Annotated in this window: 17 protein-coding genes; 4 read left to right on the top strand and 13 right to left on the bottom strand. The window is 68.4% G+C overall.

The genetic code is table 11. The features are described 5' to 3' along the window. Positions 1 to 78 precede the first annotated feature (78 nt). Complete coding sequence (locus AC5RWG_RS08650; protein ID WP_494166769.1) at positions 79 to 1,650, bottom strand: molybdopterin-dependent oxidoreductase; 1,572 nt, start codon at positions 1,648 to 1,650, stop codon at positions 79 to 81. Positions 1,651 to 1,908: 258 nt separating this feature from the next. On the opposite strand from AC5RWG_RS08650, the gene AC5RWG_RS08645 reads away from it, so the two are divergent. Together AC5RWG_RS08645 and AC5RWG_RS08640 are read left to right on the top strand one after the other, a co-directional pair. Further along, positions 1,909 to 2,451: a YceI family protein gene (locus AC5RWG_RS08645; protein ID WP_494000850.1), complete on the top strand. Its 543-nt coding sequence runs from the start codon at positions 1,909 to 1,911 to the stop codon at positions 2,449 to 2,451. 183 nt (positions 2,452 to 2,634) lie between these two features. After that, a complete protein-coding gene (locus AC5RWG_RS08640; protein WP_494166768.1) occupies positions 2,635 to 3,582 on the top strand; it encodes a D-2-hydroxyacid dehydrogenase family protein in 948 nt (315 codons plus the stop codon). A gap of 67 nt (positions 3,583 to 3,649) precedes the next feature. Here the strand turns inward: AC5RWG_RS08640 and AC5RWG_RS08635 are convergent, their stop codons facing one another. Continuing rightward, positions 3,650 to 4,861: an ROK family protein gene (locus tag AC5RWG_RS08635; RefSeq protein ID WP_494024228.1), complete on the bottom strand. Its 1,212-nt coding sequence runs from the start codon at positions 4,859 to 4,861 to the stop codon at positions 3,650 to 3,652. 82 nt (positions 4,862 to 4,943) lie between these two features. Here AC5RWG_RS08635 and gap point away from each other — a divergent pair, with 82 nt between their 5' ends. Then, positions 4,944 to 5,963: a type I glyceraldehyde-3-phosphate dehydrogenase gene (gene gap / locus AC5RWG_RS08630; RefSeq protein WP_494166767.1), complete on the top strand. Its 1,020-nt coding sequence runs from the start codon at positions 4,944 to 4,946 to the stop codon at positions 5,961 to 5,963. A gap of 172 nt (positions 5,964 to 6,135) precedes the next feature. Here gap and AC5RWG_RS08625 read toward each other — a convergent pair whose 3' ends face one another. From AC5RWG_RS08625 to hpaH, 5 genes are all read right to left on the bottom strand, one after another. Next, positions 6,136 to 6,888: an ArsR/SmtB family transcription factor gene (locus AC5RWG_RS08625; RefSeq protein ID WP_494166766.1), complete on the bottom strand. Its 753-nt coding sequence runs from the start codon at positions 6,886 to 6,888 to the stop codon at positions 6,136 to 6,138. A 46-nt stretch (positions 6,889 to 6,934) separates the two neighbouring features. Continuing rightward, positions 6,935 to 8,002 carry an alcohol dehydrogenase catalytic domain-containing protein gene (locus AC5RWG_RS08620; protein WP_494166765.1) on the bottom strand — a complete coding sequence of 356 codons (1,068 nt, stop codon included), beginning with the start codon at positions 8,000 to 8,002 and terminating at the stop codon, positions 6,935 to 6,937. 79 nt (positions 8,003 to 8,081) lie between these two features. Further along, complete coding sequence (locus AC5RWG_RS08615; protein WP_494166764.1) at positions 8,082 to 8,294, bottom strand: hypervirulence associated TUDOR domain-containing protein; 213 nt, start codon at positions 8,292 to 8,294, stop codon at positions 8,082 to 8,084. Between the two features lie 131 nt (positions 8,295 to 8,425). After that, positions 8,426 to 9,244 (bottom strand): HpcH/HpaI aldolase family protein, encoded by an 819-nt coding sequence (locus tag AC5RWG_RS08610; protein WP_494076457.1) that lies wholly within the window; start codon positions 9,242 to 9,244, stop codon positions 8,426 to 8,428. After that, positions 9,229 to 10,014: a 2-oxo-hept-4-ene-1,7-dioate hydratase gene (hpaH, locus tag AC5RWG_RS08605; RefSeq protein ID WP_494013742.1), complete on the bottom strand. Its 786-nt coding sequence runs from the start codon at positions 10,012 to 10,014 to the stop codon at positions 9,229 to 9,231. Before hpaH ends, AC5RWG_RS08610 begins: the two co-directional genes overlap by 16 nt. A 250-nt stretch (positions 10,015 to 10,264) precedes the next feature. Between hpaH and AC5RWG_RS08600 the strand changes: the two genes are divergently transcribed. Continuing rightward, complete coding sequence (locus AC5RWG_RS08600) at positions 10,265 to 11,659, top strand: MFS transporter (protein WP_494166763.1); 1,395 nt, start codon at positions 10,265 to 10,267, stop codon at positions 11,657 to 11,659. A gap of 83 nt (positions 11,660 to 11,742) precedes the next feature. Here AC5RWG_RS08600 and AC5RWG_RS08595 read toward each other — a convergent pair whose 3' ends face one another. The 6 genes from AC5RWG_RS08595 to AC5RWG_RS08570 form a co-directional block, all read right to left on the bottom strand. Next, complete coding sequence (locus tag AC5RWG_RS08595; protein ID WP_494000839.1) at positions 11,743 to 12,207, bottom strand: RrF2 family transcriptional regulator; 465 nt, start codon at positions 12,205 to 12,207, stop codon at positions 11,743 to 11,745. A 12-nt stretch (positions 12,208 to 12,219) separates the two neighbouring features. Next, entirely contained in the window at positions 12,220 to 13,125 is a 906-nt protein-coding gene (locus tag AC5RWG_RS08590; protein WP_494025214.1) for a sulfite exporter TauE/SafE family protein, read from the bottom strand. Positions 13,126 to 13,493: 368 nt separating this feature from the next. Beyond that, on the bottom strand, positions 13,494 to 14,093 hold the full coding sequence (locus AC5RWG_RS08585; RefSeq protein WP_494025215.1) for a protoglobin domain-containing protein: 600 nt from the start codon (positions 14,091 to 14,093) through the stop codon (positions 13,494 to 13,496). Positions 14,094 to 14,175: 82 nt separating this feature from the next. Next, entirely contained in the window at positions 14,176 to 15,705 is a 1,530-nt protein-coding gene (locus AC5RWG_RS08580) for an MFS transporter (protein WP_494000836.1), read from the bottom strand. Positions 15,706 to 15,728: 23 nt separating this feature from the next. After that, entirely contained in the window at positions 15,729 to 16,982 is a 1,254-nt protein-coding gene (locus AC5RWG_RS08575; protein ID WP_494166762.1) for an amidohydrolase, read from the bottom strand. 176 nt (positions 16,983 to 17,158) lie between these two features. Further along, positions 17,159 to 18,145, bottom strand: coding sequence for a S1C family serine protease (locus AC5RWG_RS08570; RefSeq protein WP_494000834.1), 987 nt, complete (start codon positions 18,143 to 18,145; stop codon positions 17,159 to 17,161). Positions 18,146 to 18,294 lie beyond the last annotated feature (149 nt).

The following is an 18,294-nucleotide window of genomic DNA, read 5'->3' as shown; positions in this document are numbered from 1 at the left end:
AAGCTGGGCGCCTCCTGCAGACCGGCGGCGGAATCCCGGGCATCGGGCGCGGGCCCTGTGACGAAGATGACCCGGCGGTTAAGCAACGGTGAAATCAACGCTGTGCCAGCCGGTGGCGCCATCCGGAGCAGGCGGTGCCGCCGCCTCGGTCTGCAGCGTTCCGTCGGCCTCCCAGGCGCGCACCCGGAGCCGGTGCGGCCCGGCCGGAACGTCGTCCTGCACCGAGTACCACTGGCGCCAGGTGTCCACGGAAGCCTCCGCCGCCAGTTGGGCGTCCACCCAGTCGCCGTCGTCCAACTGCACCTGGACCTTTGACAGGCCCCGGTGCTGGGCCCAGGCCGTTCCCCCAAAGGCCAGCGTCCCGGCCGGCAGGCGGGCTCCGGGCCGCGGCACCTCGATTCTCGAGGCCGTCTTGATCGGACCGCGGTCCGACCAGCCGCGGGTGGTCCAGTAGGCGGCCTTGTCCGCAAACCGCGTGAGCTCCAGGTCGACCACCCACTTGGTCGCGGACACGTATCCGTACAACCCCGGCACCACCATCCGCACGGGGAAACCGTGCTGCAGTGGCAGGGGCTCCCCGTTCATCCCGACCGCGAGCAGCGCGTCCCTCCCGTCGGTGAGCACTTCCAAGGGGGTCGAAGCAGTGAAGCCGTCGACGCTGGTGGACAGGACCATGTCCGCCTCCGGCAGGGGGCGTGCACGCGCCAGCAAGTCGCGCAGCGGATACCCCAGCCAGCGGGCGTTGCCGGCCAGGTTCCCGCCCACCTGATTCGAAACGCACGTCAGCGTGGTGTAGCTCTCCACAAGGTCGGCCTCCAGCAACTCCTCGAAGTTAATGCTGAACTCTTCCTCAACCAGTCCGTGAACGCGCAGCTGCCATTGCCCCGGATCTACCGACGGGACGATGAGCGCAGTGTCGATGCGATAGAACTCCTCGTTGGGGGTTACGAAGGGAACCACCCCGTCCACCGGTGCCTGCACATCCTCCGGCAATGGCCCGGCAGGCCGCGCGGGGGCCGGCAGCCCCAATGCCTGGCGCACCTGCCGTGCGCTGTTCCGCGCCGCCGAAACTGCGCCGGCCGCGATCCCCATGACGACGGCGACACCCGCCATCGCCGCGGCGTTCGCCAGGAAGCGGCGGCGGTCCGGAACCTCCGGCATGACGGCCGCGTCGCCCACGGACAAGGGCGCGGGCCGGGGCAGGAGCCTGATCAGCCGGCGCAGGCAGAGCAGGCCAGCCGCGGTTCCCAGCGCCGTCGGAATGGCATCGGCCGGCACAGCCCCGGCGCGGGTGAGCACGCAGGCCGCCATGCCCGCCGCGAGCATCACCACCACCAGCGCGCCGGCGGTCCAGCGCCGGGCTGCGAGCAGGCCGGCCGCGGCGGCGATCAGTACCGCAACGATCGCCATCGCAAAGAACAGCACGAGTTTGTCCGCCGTCCCGAAAGTCGAAATGGCGAATTCGGTCAGCCAGGTCGGGGAGAGTTCCACGACGGCGGCGCCCACCGAGCCGAAGGGGGAGGCGGCCGGGCCGAAAAAAGCTGCCGCCAGTTCAGCCGTGCCAAAGAGCGCGGCCGCGGACGCGACGCCCGCCAGCATGGCCGGCGACCGCCCGGTCAGCGTGGCCTTCGTGGCTGGCGGTGCTGCCATGCCGTGTCCTTCGCTCGATGACGGGGCCGGATGTCTCCGAACGGGTGGCATCGTGCCCTGCTCCGATCATCTACCCGAAGCAGGGCGCAGGACAACCACCGTGGATGTTGGCAGGGCGGCCTCCCGCGCCGGGCGAAGAATTGTTGCCTGCCGTTCACCGGCCATTAGTTGACTCTTCAACTATCAGGTGCTACGGTAGATGCATAAGCATGAAGTTCACCCGGGCTTCATATCCTAACTTCAACCAGGAGGCACTAAATGGCCGTACAGCTCACCCCCGGAACCTGGAATCTCGACCAGTCCCACACCGAGGTCGGCTTCTCCGTCCGCCACGCCGGCATCAGCAAGGTGCGCGGCCAATTCACCGACGCCGACGCCACCCTCGTGGTCGGCGACAGCCTGGCCACTTCCTCCGTCGAAGCCGTCGTGAAGACCGCCTCGTTCGACTCCAACGATGACAACCGCGACGCCCACGTCAAGGGCGAAGACTTCTTCAACGTGGAGCAGTACCCGGAGATGACCTTCAAGGCCACCAGCGTCGAAGGCACTCCCGAAGAGTTCCGGCTGGCCGGCGAGCTGACCATCAAGGACACCACCAAGCCGGTGGTCTTCGACGTCGAATTCGGCGGCATGGCGGTTGACCCGTTCGGCGCCACCCGCGCCGGCTTCTCTGCCACCACGCAGATCTCCCGCAAGGAATTCGGCATCACCTGGAACGCCGCCCTGGAAGCCGGCGGCGTGCTGGTGGGCGACAAGGTCACCATCACGGTTGACTCGGCCTTCGTGCTGCCGGCCAACTAACCCACGCGACACCCAAAGGCAGGGCCCGGATCCGCTCCGGGCCCTGCCTGCTGCGTTAACGCCCTGGGCGTAACTGCGCTGATCCGGAGCTTGCCCGGCTGCGCAGCTTAAAGCACCCGGCACCGCGCCCGCCAAGCCGGGGCTCCCCGGCTCTCCCGGGCCCCGGGCGGATACGCTGGCATCGTGAAGATCGCCATCCTCGATGACTACCAGGACGTCGCACTGGGCAGCGCCCCGTGGGAGCAGTTGCCGGCGGGCATCGCCGTCGAGCGTTTCACGGACCATTGTGACGACGTCGGCGTTCTCGCCGAGCGCTTGGAAGGGTCGCAGGTGGTGGTCACCATGCGCGAGCGGACACCCATCACCGCCGTACTGATGGACCTGCTGCCCGGCCTGGAGCTGGTGACCACTACCGGCATGCACAACGCATCGATCGACCTGGACGCCGCGCGCGCCCGTGGGGTGACCGTGTGCGGGACACAGAAAACGACGCAGGCTCCGGCCGAGCTGGCCTGGGCGCTGGTGATGGCTGTGGCCCGGGAGATCCCACAGAACGACAGGGACGTGCGGGCCGGGATCTGGCAGGCCCGGATGGGGGTCGACCTGGCCGGGTCCACCCTCGGGCTGCTGGGCCTGGGCAGGCTGGGGCAGCTGATGGCCCGCTACGCGCAGGCGTTCGGGATGGACGTACTGGCGTGGAGCCCGCACCTGACCCGGGAACGCGCCGCCGGCCACGGGGCGGAGTGGGTGTCCAAGCAGGATCTGTTCCGGCGCTCGGACATCGTCAGCGTCCACCTGAGGCTGGCGAAGTCCACCCGCGGGATTGTCGGCGCCGCCGAGCTGGACCTCCTGGGTTCCGGCGGCCGGCTGGTCAACACCTCGCGCGGACCGCTGGTGGACGAGGACGCCTTGGTGGCTGCGCTGGCGGGACGGCGGATCGCCGGCGCCGCGCTCGACGTCTACGACGTGGAGCCGCTGCCGCAGGACAGCCCGCTGCTCGACGTGCCTAACCTGATCCTCAGCCCGCACGTCGGCTTCGTCACCGAGGAGGCCCACAGGCTGGGGTACACGCAGATGCTCGAGGACATCCTGGCCTACCTCGACGGCGCGCCAATGAACGTCCTCACCTGACCGGCGGCGGCACGCGGGAGGCCGTCGTTTCCGCCGGGCGTCCGGTGGGTCCCCGACGGGATCGCGCCTAGCTCGCCGCCATGCCGGCCGGGACAAGTTCCATGGCGTGCTCCTCCACGTAATCCAGGGCCAGCCGCACCGCTCCGGTGGCCACAATCGCGTCGCCGAACCCGGAGACCGCCACCCGCGGCGGCGTCGCCGTGAGCTTGGGGAGTTCCCGGTTGATGGTGGGCAGCAGGGCAGACGCCGAGGCGGCCACCGCGCCGCCGATCACCACGAGTTCCGGGTTGAGGAAGGTGCCCAGTATCGCGACCACGCGGGCCATCCGTTGGCCGATGCGCTCCAGGATTTCCTGCGCCACCGCGTCTCCCCGGGCCGCGGCCTCGAAGACGAAACGGGCCGACACGCGCGTGGTGCCCGGCCCCACCAGTTCGCGGATCAAGGTGGGCCTGCCGGAGGCCAGGGCCTCGTTGCCCCAGTAGCGGGCCAGCCGCGCGATGCCGTCCTGGCTGCCCACCCCGTCCACCAGTTCCAGGGTGCCCACTTCGCCGGCGCCGCCGTTGCAGCCGTGCAGCAGCCGGCCCGATTCGATCAGGCCGGTGCCCAGCCGCTCGCCGGCCAGCATGACGGCCAAGTCGTCGACGCCCTTGCCGGCGCCGCTCCAGCGCTCCGCCAGGGCCGCCAGGTTCGCGTCGTTCTCCAGCAGCACCGGCCAGCCGTAGCGGGCAAAGACCTCGGTCTGCAGGCCAATGTCGAAGTGCTCGGAAAGTTCATGTCCGGGTGCCACGTTGCCGTGGCGATCGACGACGGTGGACACCCCGATGGCCGTCGCCAGCACCGATTCCGGCGGCAGTCCGGCCTCGGCCAGGGCGGCGGCTACTGCCCGCTTAATCGTGGAGCGGCGCGAGTCCGCCGGAGCCGGCGGCTTCTCGAACCGCTCTGAGATGCGGGCCAGCACCAGGCCGTTCAGGTCCGCCACCAGCACGGTGGCGGTGGCCATGCCGACGTCCAGTCCCAGCACGCAGCCCGCCCCGGGGTTGAACTGGAACCGCCGGGCCGGCCTGCCCTTCGCCGTGCCGAGCACGCGTTCGCCGGCCACCTCGCGGGCCCAGCCCCGGGACACCAGGTCGTCGCAGACCGCGATGACCGTGGCACGCGTCAGCCCGGTCGCCTCGATCAGGTCGCTCCCGGTCACTGCGCCGTTCTCGCGCATCACCGACAGGACGGCTTTCAGGTTGGTCAGCCGCAGGACCTGCGGAGTGGTGGCGGTGGTGCTCACATCGATCCCCTTGACCTCGTCCGGCAGTATCAGGATAATAATAATGGAACATAAATTTAGAGGCTAAATAAAAGGAGTTCCCATGGCAGTACGGATTGGCATCAACGGTTTCGGGCGCATTGGCCGCAACTACTTCCGGGCGGCCATGGCGCAGGGCAAGATCGGTGCAGACCTCGAGATCGTGGCGATCAATGACCTCGGCTCGCCGGAAACCCTGGCGCACCTGCTCAAGTACGACTCCGTGGTCGGCCGGCTGGGCGCGGACGTCAAGGTCGCCGACGGCGACCTGGTGGTCGACGGACGGACCATCAAGGTGCTGGCCGAGCGCGACCCCGGAAACCTCCCTTGGCACGAGCTCGGCGTAGACATCGTGATCGAGTCCACCGGGCGCTTCACCAGCTCCACGGATGCCGAAAAGCATTTGGTCGCCGGCGCCCGCAAGGTCCTCATTTCCGCTCCCGCGAAGGGCGATGTGCTCAGCGTTGTAATGGGCGTCAACGACGGCGAGTACGACGACGGTGCCCACCACCTCGTCTCCAACGCCTCCTGCACCACCAACTGCCTGGCCCCGCTGGCGAAGGTGCTGCACGAGAACTTCGGGATCGAGCAGGGCCTAATGACCACCATCCACGCCTACACCGCGGATCAGAATCTGCAGGACGGGCCGCACCGCGACCTGCGCCGGGCCCGGGCCGCCGCGATCAACATGGTTCCCACCTCGACCGGGGCAGCGAAGGCGATTGGGCAGGTGCTGCCCGAGCTCAAGGGCCGGCTGGACGGCTTCGCCATCCGCGTGCCGGTGCCCACCGGTTCCGCCACGGACCTCACCGTCACGGTCGGCCGCGAGGTAACGGTGAAGGAAGTCAACGACGCGTTCAAGGCGGCAGCCGCGGATCCCCGCCTGGCCGGCATCCTGACCTACACCGAGGACCCCATCGTCTCCTCGGATATTGTCACCGACCCGGCCTCGGCCATCTTCGACTCCGGCCTCACCAAGGTCATGGGCAACCAGGTCAAGGTCGTGGGCTGGTACGACAACGAATGGGGCTACTCCAACCGCCTGGTGGACCTGACCTCGCTGGTGGCGTCCAAGCTCTCCTGATTCCGCTCCGATCCCGCTCCCGGACACTGACTCCGGACTGACTATTCAGCAGGCGCCCTTTCCAGTCGTGAAAAGGGCGCCTGCTGATTCTTTGATGGGACTAGGGGGTGAGAGCGCCGGCCAGCCAGAACTTCCGGGGCGCTCTGATGTCCGAAGTGCTCTCTGGCCGGTATCAGGTGTACATCAGCGAGCCGGGTGTGGTGAGTTTCTCGCCGGTCTCCAGCCACGTCTTGAGGCCGGACAGGACCATCGGCCAGCCGCCGTACACCTGCTCGTTGGCCCCCTCGCGCAGCTGATCGTGCGTCACGGTGAGGCGGCAGGAGTCCTCCACCTTTTCGATCTCCCACGTCACCCGGGACGTGCCTTCGGCCGCGACGTCCTCGCCCCACAGAGCGCGCATCGTCTGGACCAGCCGGCGCGGCGGATCGACTTCCAGGTTCTCGCCTTCGCTCAGCGGCGCATCGGCCCGCGGGTTGGTCACCGCGTACCCGGACCCTGGCGTCCAGTCCGTCTCGATCCGGTTGCCGAACTGGTACTTGCTTCTGGTCTCGCTGTCCGTGATGGCTTCCCAGAGCTGTTCCGGGGTGGTGCGGATATAGATCTCGAAGATTTTCTCCATGGGACTTTCCAATCGGGATTTGAGGTCGCTGAGGGCAGCGGCCCATGGTTGTGCATACTTGCTCACCCAGCGGTCGTGGATGAGCCGGATGGGCACCGGATTTAGGAAGTGCAGTTTCTCCCGGCCGCGGCGGCGGGTCACCACCAGGTCGGCCTCTTCCAGTTGCTTCAGGTGCTTCATGACGCCGAAGCGCGTGATGCCGAACCGCGCTTCGAGTGCGGTGAGGGTCTGCCCGTCCTCGCGGAACAGTTCGTCCAGCAGCCCGCGCCGGGTGGGATCCGCCAGGGCCTTGAACACGGCATCCATGCGCCCATAATAGGTGACTGTTTAGTCACATGTCGAGAGAGCCCGCTCAGGCATCGGGGATGAGGACCGCTTTGACCAGCGGCCGCCCGACGGCGTCGGTGCTGGCTTCGGCTGTCAGCCGCAGCGCTTCGACGGCCCGGCCCATGGGGTAGGTCGTAATGAGGCGCTCGCCCAAATCCGGACTGGTGGCAAGGAACGCCAGGGCCTGCTCGAAATCCGGCCGTGTGGAGATGAAGCTGTTCAGGACCGCAAGGTTCTTGCTGGTCCGGACCACGGGCGCAGGGGCGGTCCCGGTGGCGTACATCGCCACCATGACCAGGCGGCCCAAGGGCCGCAGTTCCTGAACGGCACGTGCCAGGTTGATACCAGCACCGGTCGCTTCAATCCACACATCGTAGGTGTTGGGTTGCTGCTCGGTCGTGCTGCCCAAGCCAAGGCCTTGGGCCAACTCAACCCGAGCCGCGTGGCCGGGACCTTCACGGCCAATCATCGTCACCTCAGCGCCGGCGCGCTGCGCCAACAGGCCGGCGAGCAGGCCGATGCTGCGGGTGGTCGAGACTGCCACGCGCTCGCCGGGCTGGATGCGGGCGACAGTAGAGACCGCGCGCCAGGCGATGGACGCGGGCTCTGCTAGAACTGCCGTGGTGTCCGGAACCGACTCCGGCACCGGCACCAGATTGCGCCACGGAACGAGAGCCCGTGAAGTGGCTTGGCCATGCTGGGTCAGCCCCAGACCGGAGCGCTCGGCGCAAAGATGCGGCTGGTCCGCCCGGCACGCCTCGCAGTCGCCGCAGCCCACGGTGGAAATGGGCACTACCCGGGTGCCCGGCGCGAGCCATTCGGGAACCAGCAGCCCGGTGCGGACCACCGTGCCGACCGACTCGTGCCCGAGCACCATGCCCAGCGGAACCGGCGCCGCTGCCGCGTCGGCACGGTAGACGATAACGTCCGAGCCGCACAGCCCGCAGAGGCTGACCCGCAGTTCCACCTCGTCCGCTGTCGGCGCCCGCAGCAGGTGGTCGATCAGCCCGACGCCCCCGTGCGTGTGGGAAATCCGCGCCAGCGCCCGAACGGTCGGTTGCCGGCCGGAAAGATTGCTGGAGACAGTTGCCACGTCTTGTTTCCTCGAACTTCTGTGGAGCCTCAAACGGCCGTGGAGTCCCAGCCCTGAGAGCCTTTGGCGGCGTCGCCGGTTAGTCCGTTTTGCGCAGCGCCGAGCCCTTGTGGACAGCCAAGTGGTCCGTCTTGTCGCTCTGGACTTCGTACTGTGGCTCATCCTCGGAGCAGCGCCTCGTGCGGCCCCGGAATTCAAAGTCCTTGGTGTGGATCTTGGTGACTCTGCCGTGGATTTGGCCGGCCTCTGAATTCCAGCGCACTCTATCCCCAACCTTGAATGAAGCAGCCATGCTCAAGTCTTAGCATTTTTAGCCGAAGGACGCTTCCCCAACCAGCAGTTGCTGCACCTCGCCGCGTAGGACGGCGGCGCTTTAGGTGGGCTGTGAAACCCGCCCAAGCGCCGCCGTCGTTCTGCGGAGGATCAGTAGCTGGCCGGGGTGCCGGCCTTGCCGTTCCCGTCGGAGGGGATGTACTTGGCCGCGAGGGCTTCGGAGCCGCGGGCCAGCAGCGCCACGTCGGCGCCGACGCCGACGAAATCGGCGCCCCACTCCATGTAGCGGCGGGCGGAGGCTTCGGCGAAGGCGTTGACCCCCACGAACTTGCCGGCCGCCTTGGCGGCCTTCAGCGCCTTCTCCACGCCGCCGACCACGTCCGGGTGCTCCTGCTGGCCAATCACGCCCATCGAGGCGGCCAGGTCGGACGGGCCGATGAACACGCCGTCCACGCCGTCCACCGCGGCGATCTCGGCGGCGTTCTCCACGGCCTCGGCGGACTCGATCTGGACGATGAGCGTGAGCGTCTCCTCCGCGCGGGTGAGATAGTCCGGGATGCGGTTCCAGCGGGCCGAGCGGGCCAGCGCGGAACCGACGCCGCGCACGCCGGCCGGCGGGTAGCGGGTGGCCGCGACGGCGGCGCGGGCCTGTTCGGCCGTGTGCACCATCGGAATGATCAGTGACTGCGCGCCCAGGTCCAGGTACTGCTTGATCAGCACGGTGTCGTTGACGGGCGGGCGGACCACGGGAATGCCGGGGTAGCCGCGCACGGCCTGCAACTGCGCCAGCACAGACTCCAGCCCGTTGGGGGAGTGCTCGGCGTCAATGAAGATCCAGTCGAAGCCGGCCCCGGCACAGAGTTCGGCCACCAGGGGCGAGCCGGAGCAGACCCAGATGCCGGCCAGCGGCCGGTCGGCGGTGGACAGGGCGTCCTTGAAGGACGGATCGGGCTCTACTCGAAACGGCACGTGATGGTTCCCAACTGCCCGTAGTCGGCGAAGACCGTGTCCCCCTTGTGTACCCACATGGGTCGTGTGAACGAGCCGGCGAGGATGGTTTCACCGGCCTTGAGGTGGTCGCCGTGCGGGGCAATCTTGTTGGCCAGCCAGTAGACGCCGGCGGCCGGGTGGTTGAGCACGCCGGCGGCCACGCCGGTCTCCTCCACGGTCTGGTTCTTGTACAGGATGGCGGAGATCCAGCGCAGGTCCACGTCCTGCGGGCGGACCGGGTTGCCGCCGATCACCATGGCGCCCATGGCGGCGTTGTCGGAGATGGTGTCAACGATGGTGCGGCCCTCCATCTCGATCCGCGAGTCCAGGATCTCGAGCGCGGGAACCACGTACTCGGTGGCGTTCAAAACGTCGAAAATGGTGGCGTTGGGGCCCTTGACGTCGCGGTTGAGCACGAAGGCCAGTTCCACTTCGATGCGTGGGTGGGTGTACTGGTCCCACTTCACCGTGCAGCCGTTCTCCAGGATCATGTCATCGAAGATGATCCCGTAGTCCGGCTCGCTGATGCCGGTGGCGTACTGCATGGCCTTGGACGTCAGGCCGATCTTCCGGCCCGCCAGCGTACGGCCGGCGGCCTCGCTGCGCTCGCGCCACAGGTTCTGCACCTTGTAGGAGTCCTCAATGGTCATCTCCGGGTAGCGGGCGGTCAGCCGTTTCACCGGCGTCCGTGTCCGGCCGGCCTCCACCAGCTCGTCGGCGATGGACTCGATCGTTGACGGGTCAAGCATCCTTGGCACCACTTCCTAGTTCTTCGCAGGCCGCAGCCGCCCGGGGCGGGCGTTCGGCAGTCCGCGGCGCCGCACGGGAAGGGCGCCAGCACCATCTTACGGCGGCGCCTGTCACCGCCCGGAAGTTGGTTACAGGGGGAGCGGACAAGGACGGCGACCGCGGGCAGGAACTGCCGTCATCCGGCCCGACTGTTGCGCCGCAAACCGTATCCGGCCGGGTAAGCGGGCGGGCCGCGGCTAGGGTAGGCGGGTGAACTACTTCCTCCGCAGGCCGTGGACCGGGCGGATCGGCGCGCTGCTGGGCATCCTGCTGATGGCGCTGAGCCTGCGCGCCGCGGTCTCCGCCGTCGGTCCGCTGCTGGGCCAGCTTGGCCCCGAACTCGGCTTCGACGCCACCAGCATCGGCGTGTTGGCGATGCTGCCGCCGCTGGTGTTCGCCGCCGCCGGCCTGGGCACCCCGGCGCTGATCCGCTGGCTCGGGCTGGAAAAGGTGCTGGTGGCCGCCGTGCTGCTGGCGGTCGCCGGCCAGTTAGGCCGCGCCGCCGTCGACGGCGTGTGGCCGTTTCTTTCCCTGAGCGCGGTGGTGATGGCGGGGTACGGAATCGGCAACGTCGTGCTGCCGCCGCTGGTCCGGAAATACTTCCCGGACCGGGTGGGCGTGGTGACCGCGGGCTATGTGACCCTGCTGGCGGTCAGCACCGCGATGAGCCCGCAACTGGCGGTCCCGGTGGCGGACGCCGCGGGCTGGCGGACATCGATCGCGCTCTGGGCCTCGGTCAGCGCCGTGGTGCTCATCCCGTGGGCGGTGCAGGCGGCACGGGACCGCCGCAAGCGCCGAATGGACGACGCCGGCGGGCGGGCTGCGGCGGCCTCGCCTGGACCCCGTGCGGACGAGGGCCCGCCCGGACCGGTCCGCGGCGACGGGCCTGCCGTTCGCGCCCGCGAAGCCGCGGCGGGGCCGGTGAAGCTGAATCCGTGGCGTTCACCGGTGGCCTGGGGCCTGGCCATCTTCCTGGCCGGCAACTCCGCGCAGACGTATGTGTACTTCGCGTGGCTGCCGCCGTACCTGACCGAACACGGCATCGACGCCGCGACGGCGGGGTCGGCGCTGGCGTACTTCGCCATCCTCGGGCTGCCCGCCAGCCTGCTCGTGCCATTGATCGTGCCGCGGCTGAGGCACCCCATCGCCGCCATTTTGGTGTTCACCGCCTGCTGGGTGGGCGGGCATCTGGGCCTGCTGCTCTCGCCGGAGAGCGGCACCTGGTGGTGGATGACCCTCTCCGGGCTGGGCCAGGGCACCTTCGCCACCGCGCTGCTGATGGTGAACCTTCGCTCGCGCACCACGCACGGCTCGGCGGTCCTGTCCGGCTTCAGCCAGGGCATCGGCTACGCCGGCGCGGGCGTCGCCCCGCTGCTGTTCGGCGTGGTGCACGAGGCCACCGGCTCCTGGACCGCTTCGTTCGCCATGCTGGGCGCCTGCATCGTGGTCATGCTGGTCGGCGCCGTCATGATCAACGGGCCCAGGAACATCGAAGACCCGCCCGCGGCCGGCGGCCGGCGCAGGAACCCGCGCTACCGCGTCAACGGCAGGGTGCCGTCGAAGGCTGCGTCGGTCGGCACCGGGGGAACAGGGCGGGCAGGCTAGAGGGCGGCCGCCTTCGCCGGGCCCGGCTCAAGCCGGCCACTGATCGTCGCCCCGCCGCGGGAAGGCAAGGCGATGAGGCATGTCTACCTGGGCTCCCACGCATCGTCGCGCGAACTGCGCCCGGTGACTTCTGCGGGCAGCTGACCGGAGGCAAGCTGGTCCAGGGTAACCGACTCCAGAACTTCGCGCAGGCTGCTGCGCGCGGCAATCCAGACCGGCTGGAGAACCGCCGCCGGGTCCTCGTATTGAACCGCTTCGGGCCGCACCCCGTGCACGCTCACCAGCGGCCCGTCCACCGCGCGGATGATGTCGGCGACGGTGATCTCCACCGCGGTGCGGGCAAGGTGCCAACCGCCGCCCTGGCCGCGGCGGCTGCGCACAATGCCGCTGCGCCGCAGATCGGCGAGAATCGACAGCAAGTAGTTGTGCGGGATGCCCTGGGCGGCTGCTATGGCCTCGGCCGCCAGCGTCCCGGTCTGCGCTTCGGACGACCGGGCGATGACGATCAGGGCGCGCAGGGCGTAGTCGGATTTGGCGGTGATGTGCACCCGCCCATTGTCTCAGGCGCCGGCGAGCTCCAGCTCGGGCTCCTCCTCGCGGCGTCGGCGCAACTCCCTGCGGACGGACTGCGTGATCAACAGGCCGGCCGCGACCGCCAGGACTGCCAGCGTGAGCCACACCGGGGCGGAGTTCTTTTCCGCCCCGCCCCACGTCTCCATCATGGTCTTGGCGTTGGTCAGGATGATGAGGCTTCCGGCTGCTACGCCGAGGACCGCCGCGGCCAGGTGTCGAACCAGCCACGCCGAGACGGGGGCCGCGATGACGCCGCCGGCAAGCAGGGCCAGAACCCAGGCGAAGTTAATGCCCTCCCGTCCGAGCGCGAGCAGGAAGCCCACCGAGGCACTGACCGCAACGATGAACTCGGTGGCGGAAATTGAGCCGATGACCTTGCGGGGTTCGATCTTGCCGGTGGACAGCAGCGAGGTGGTGCCGATCGGCCCCCAGCCGCCGCCGCCGATGGCGTCCATCGTGCCGGCGACGAGGCCAAGCGGCATCAGGACGACGGCCTTGACCTGGCCCTTGAACTGCGGCCGGCGGCCGGACAGGATCAGGAACCGGAACAGGACGTAGGCACCGAGCAGGAAAAGCAGCAGGGCAACCCACGGCTTGGCGACGTCGGCCGGCAGGCTGACCAGGAAGTTGGCTCCCATGAAGGCGCCGATGCCCCCCGGAACCGCCATGATCCCGACGATGCGCCAGTCGACGTTGCCGAACTTGTGGTGGGCGAATCCGGAGATCAGCGCCGTGCCGACCTCGGAGAGGTGGACTGCTGCGCTGGCCGCAGCGGGAGCGATGCCCACGGCAATCATGAGGCTGGACGAAGTCACGCCGTATCCCATGCCGAGCGAGCCGTCGACCATCTGGGCGAGGAGGCCGACGATGGCCATGAGGAACAAATTGCGCATGTGAGTGCCTTTCCCCCCGAAACACTAGTAAGTTACTAGAGTTTGGAGTGTATGGACACCACGGGTCCGTGTCGATAGCAATCCGTCGTGAGCAAACATCCCTGAGCAAATCTTGAGGAGCGTGCGCGGTTGGCCGTGCCGCTCCCGCGGAAACGTAGGACGGAGCGTGGACTGGGAGGCACAACACGGTTTGCCTGCGCATGGCGGCGCGGCTGGTGCTGCCGGCCCACTGGGCCTGATTGTCGGCATGTCGGTGATCGAGGCGCCGCTGAAATTTCAGGCGCCCTGCATCACCATTCCGCTGGGGCTGGGTATCGGCCGGGGCAGAACCGGAGTTGCCCTGGCGTTGATCCTTCCGCCGGTCGCCGTCACCACTCGCCCGGCAGCGTGTAGGGCCGGGACCAGAGCGCGATCTGCAGGACCACTGCCTTCAGCCATGCCTGCATCATGGCGTCGACCTTCTCCACGGGATCCCCGCCGCTGGCCAGGAACGGCCGCATCGTGGTGACCACCGGCCCGATCAGCGCGATGAGGTGGCGCAACGGGACGACCTGAGTAGACCCCACGTGGTCGGTTTCGTTCTTGTGTTCCGGGGTGTGCCGCAGGGCGATTTCGTTTTGGTAGTCCAGCCACTCCTGGTCGTAGGGCTTGGTACAGGTATCCCTGATCCACTGGCCAAACCGGCGGCGGACCGCATTCAGGTAGTCCTCAATGGGCGGGCCGTCGGGCCGGGAGAAGTGCGCGACCAGCTGGGGTTGGCCGCCGACGAATCCGTACCAGACGTCGAGCACGTCCTCCACCTGGCCGTCAAGGATCTCGCCGGCCCGGTGCAGCAGGGTGGCGTCCTCGTCGCCAAACATGGCGCTGGCCTTGAGCTCATCGAGCTCGGCCAACGTGACCGGTGAATGCGCCACCGTGCCGTACTCGTAGCCGGGGATGTCTGAACCGCTGGATGCATGGACCGACATGGCAGTGCCTCCGCTGGAAGGTTTGGGACCGGCGCCTTGAACGGCCATTTATACTCCGCGACGCCGGTGGGGTCAACGATGCCTAGTTGCCGAAGGCCGGCGGCGGGACCACGTCCGGCCGGGCCTCTTCCTCCTCCTTGCTCCTGGTGGCGGGGACCGTGACGATAATCGAGGCGATGGCGACCACGACCATGAAGACGTTGAACAACAGCCCGACCGCCCCGCCGAAGCGCAGCGCCACGTTGTCCTGGCGGCCGATGAACAGGCCCCAGGACTGGATGAGTTCCGGGTTCACCGCCTGTGCGGCCACATACAGTGCCGCGGAGATGGCCACGCCGATGGCATTGCCCAGCGAGGACGCCATCTTGTAGATGCCGGACGCCGCACCCACCTGGGCGTCCGGGACGTTGGACAGGGCGGCGTCGGTGGACGGGGTGGCGTAGAACCCCAGGCCGACGCCGAACAGGGTGAACCCGATGACGGTGAGCACTATGTACTCTTCGATGTGCAGGAACGTGGTGGAGCACAGCAGGATGCCGACGCCAGTGATCATGCTGCCCCACAGCATCGGCTTCTTCGGGCCGAAGCGCTGCAGCAGCTTCTCGCCCACCCGGATGGTGGCGAGGATGGCGATCAGGTAGCCGAGCGTCAGCAGGCCCGATTGCAGCGAGCTCAACCCGGCGGCCACCTGCACCAGTCCCAGCGAAACGATCAGCGTGCCCGCGGCTCCGTTGAGCAGGAAGTTGGACAGCGTCGCGCCGGTGAAGGTGCCGTTTCTGAAAAGCTTCAGGTCCACGAACGCAAAGTGGCGGCGGCTTTCGATCTGCAGGAACAGCAGGCCGAACACCACGAAAGCGGCCACCAGCGCGACCCCCGGCCAACTGAACCAGCCGATGGCCGGCCCCTGGGAGATGTACACGTTGATGGCCACCAGCATGACGATGAAGCAGGCCAGCCCGCCCCAGTCGAAGCGGTGCCCGGCGGCCTCCGGATCAGCCGCCGCCCGCGACTCGGGCGTGCCCCGGAGCAGGAACAGCGCCAGCACCGACAGGACGATCGAGATCCAGAAGATGGACCGCCAGCCCAGGAAGGAGGTGGCCATCAGGCCGCCGAACAGGGCGCAGAAGCCCGAGCCGCCCCATGAGCCGATGGACCAATAGGAGAGTGCCCGCTGCCGGTCCTTCCCCTCGTAGTAGCTCTTGATCAGCGCCATGGTCGAAGGCATGATGCACGCGGCGGACAGGCCTTGGATCGCGCGGCCGCCCAGCAGCATGAAGTCGGTGAGGCCGCCGAGGTTTTCCGGTGTCAGCGCGATGAGCAGGGAACCGAGAATGCTGAGGTAGATCCCGGCGTACATGATCTTGGCCCGGCCGATCCGGTCGGCGAGTCCGCCCGCGACGACGATGAATATCCCGGAAAACAGCGACGTGATGGAGACGGCCAGGTTGGCCAGCGTCTGTTCGACCCCAAGCTGGTCCCGGATCCCCGGGATGACGTTGAGCAAAGTCTGCGCGAAGAGCCAGAAATTGATGACGGCCAGGACGATGCCCAGCAGCCACTTGTCGGTAGGTTTCCAGTCCGTGCGGACTGTGGTCGTGGTGGATTCGGTCATGGCAAACGACCCCTTACATTGCCTTACTGTGCCAGGTACTCCAGAGCTGCAACGGCCTGCGCCTGGGTGGCGACGGAGAGCGTCGGGTCGATGGCGGGAGCGAAGAACGGTGAGTGGTTGGCCGGAATGTCTTCGGAGACAGTGCCGTTCTCCACGGCTTCCCGGTAGACGTCGGCCGGAACGGAGCCGACCGTCCAATAGGTGTAGGGCACCCCGAGGGCATCCGGAATCCGGCTGAAGTCCTCGGAGGCCGTGACGGGTTCGGCACGGTAGACCTGATCGTCCCCAAAATGCCGGCTGAAGGCGGCCGTGATGCGCTCGGTCGTTTCGGCGTCGTTGCTGGTCAACGGGAACTGGTCGTAGTACTCGAACTCAGGGTCGCGGGGCGATCCGGCGGCCGCACACTCGCCGCGGACAATCCGTTCGATCGATGCCATGATCCGTTCCCGCAGGCCCAGGTCGTACGTGCGCAGGTTCAGCAGCAGTTCGGCACGGTCCGGGATGATGTTGGATTTGGTGCCCGCGTTGGAGGCGCCGACAGTCACCACCGCGAATTCGCCCGGCTTGGTCTCGCGGGAAACGATGGTCTGCAGCCGCAGCACGATCGATGCGGCCAGCACCACGGGGTCCACGGAGTTGTGCGGCATGGAGCCGTGGGCGCCGCGCCCGTAGACCGTAATTTTCAGGGAGTCGCCGGCCGAGAGGATGGGGCCGGCCGTGGTGCCGATCTTCCCGGCCTCGGTGGGCATCACATGCTGGGCGAAGGCGACGTCCGGTGTAGGAATCCTGGCGGCCAGGCCGTCGTCGACCATTGCCCGGGCTCCGGCGGCAGTCTCCTCTCCCGGCTGGAAGAGCGCCACGTAGGTGCCCGCCCAGCGGTCCCTGTGTCCGGCCATCAGCTTTGCCGCACCCAGCAGGGACACGATGTGCATGTCGTGGCCGCAGGCGTGCATGACGCCGGTGGTCCCGCCTCCGGGAAGCTTCGCGGTGGTTTCTGCGGCGTAGTCCAGGCCGGTGGCCTCGGCGACCGGCAGCGCATCGATGTCCGCCCGTGCCAGCACCGTGCTGCCGGAACCGTTGGTGAGGACCCCGACGACGCCCGTCCCGCCGATCCGCTGGACCTCGTAGCCGAAGCCGGTTAGCTCCCGCGCGATCAGGTCGGCGGTGTGGTGTTCTTCCATGCTGAGCTCGGGGTTCCGGTGCAGGTCCTTGTACAGGTCCCGCTGCCAGCCCAGCTCCCGCTCGAGTGAGCCGGCGAGGCCGTCCGTGATCGCCATGGTTGCCCTCCTGGTCCGCCGGCCGAAGTGGGGGCCGGCTGGTTAGGCGTGCTTCCTCCAACGGTAGGACTTGGACCGTTCAGACACAACGACGACGGCGGTGTCCCGGCCACCTGCAATTCCGCATCCGAGGCACGGGCGCCGCGCACGGCGGGCCAAAGGCCGCGGCTCGCGATTCAACCGGCTGACATTTCCACCGGCCAGGCGGCCAGCTCCACCACGGACCCGCCGCGCAGCACGGCCAGCGGGAACTCCACGCCGATGGCATCCGCGAAAAGCAGCCGCTGCAGGCTCTGCGCACTGGCCACCGGCTGCCCGGCGGCCCGGATCACGAGGTCGCCCGGCCGCAGTCCGGCCTGCTCGGCGGGGGAGCCGGGCAGCACCTCGACCACCCGCAGCGCGTTCCGCTCGCCGGTCCGCATGATCTCCCGCGGGGACAACGGCAGCGGCGTACTCACCAGGCCGAGGTAGGCGCGCCTCACGCGCCCGTCGGCCAGCAGCGCGGAGATGATCCGGCGGGTCGTGGCGTTGATCGGCACGGCCAGGCCGAGCCCGATCCCGGCGACGGCCGTGTTGATCCCGACCACCCGTCCGGAGGCGTCGGCCAGGGCGCCGCCGGAACTGCCCGGGTTCAGTGCGGCGTCCGTCTGGATGACGTCCTCAATCACCCTCCGGTTCCTGCCCGCGGCCACGGGGATGGAGCGGCCCAGCGCGCTGACCACCCCGGCCGTCACCGAGCCGGAGAGGCCCAGCGGGCTGCCGACGGCGACGACTAGTTGGCCTACGCGCAGTTTGGACGCATCGCCCAGCTCGACCGGGCGCGGCACCGTGAGCCGGCCGCGCAGAACGGCGAGGTCGGAGAGCGGATCCGCGCCGACCACGTCAACGTCCGTGCGTGACCCGTCCGCGAAGGCCGCATGGCCGCCGTCGGAGTTCGCCACGACGTGCGCGTTGGTGAGCAGGTAGCCGTCCTCGGTGAACACCACGGCCGAGCCGCCGGACGGGAAGCTCCTGTCCCGGCGTCGCACGTCCATCTGAATGCCCGCCACGTGCGGCGTGACGGTCTCCGCTATGCGCACCACGGACGCCGAATACGAGTCCAGCGGGTCCTGGGCGGCGTGCGCCGCCTGCGGGTCGGCATGCGGTTCCGGGATTGTGTTCACGGCCCACCTCCGGGAGCTTTGCTTGCTCACTATGGAACCGCAGAATGGCCCGGTTTAATCCGGCTGCCGCTACGCCTTCAGTGAACCCGGGAGTTAACCACGCGACGGCGGGCGGCGGCTGGTTGCCGGCCGCCGCCGTCGCGGGACTC

It is taken from the genome of Arthrobacter sp. Y3221160 (assembly GCF_059092585.1).
The sequence above is the reverse complement of the archived record's forward strand: the minus strand, read 5'-3'. Positions and strand labels throughout refer to the sequence as shown.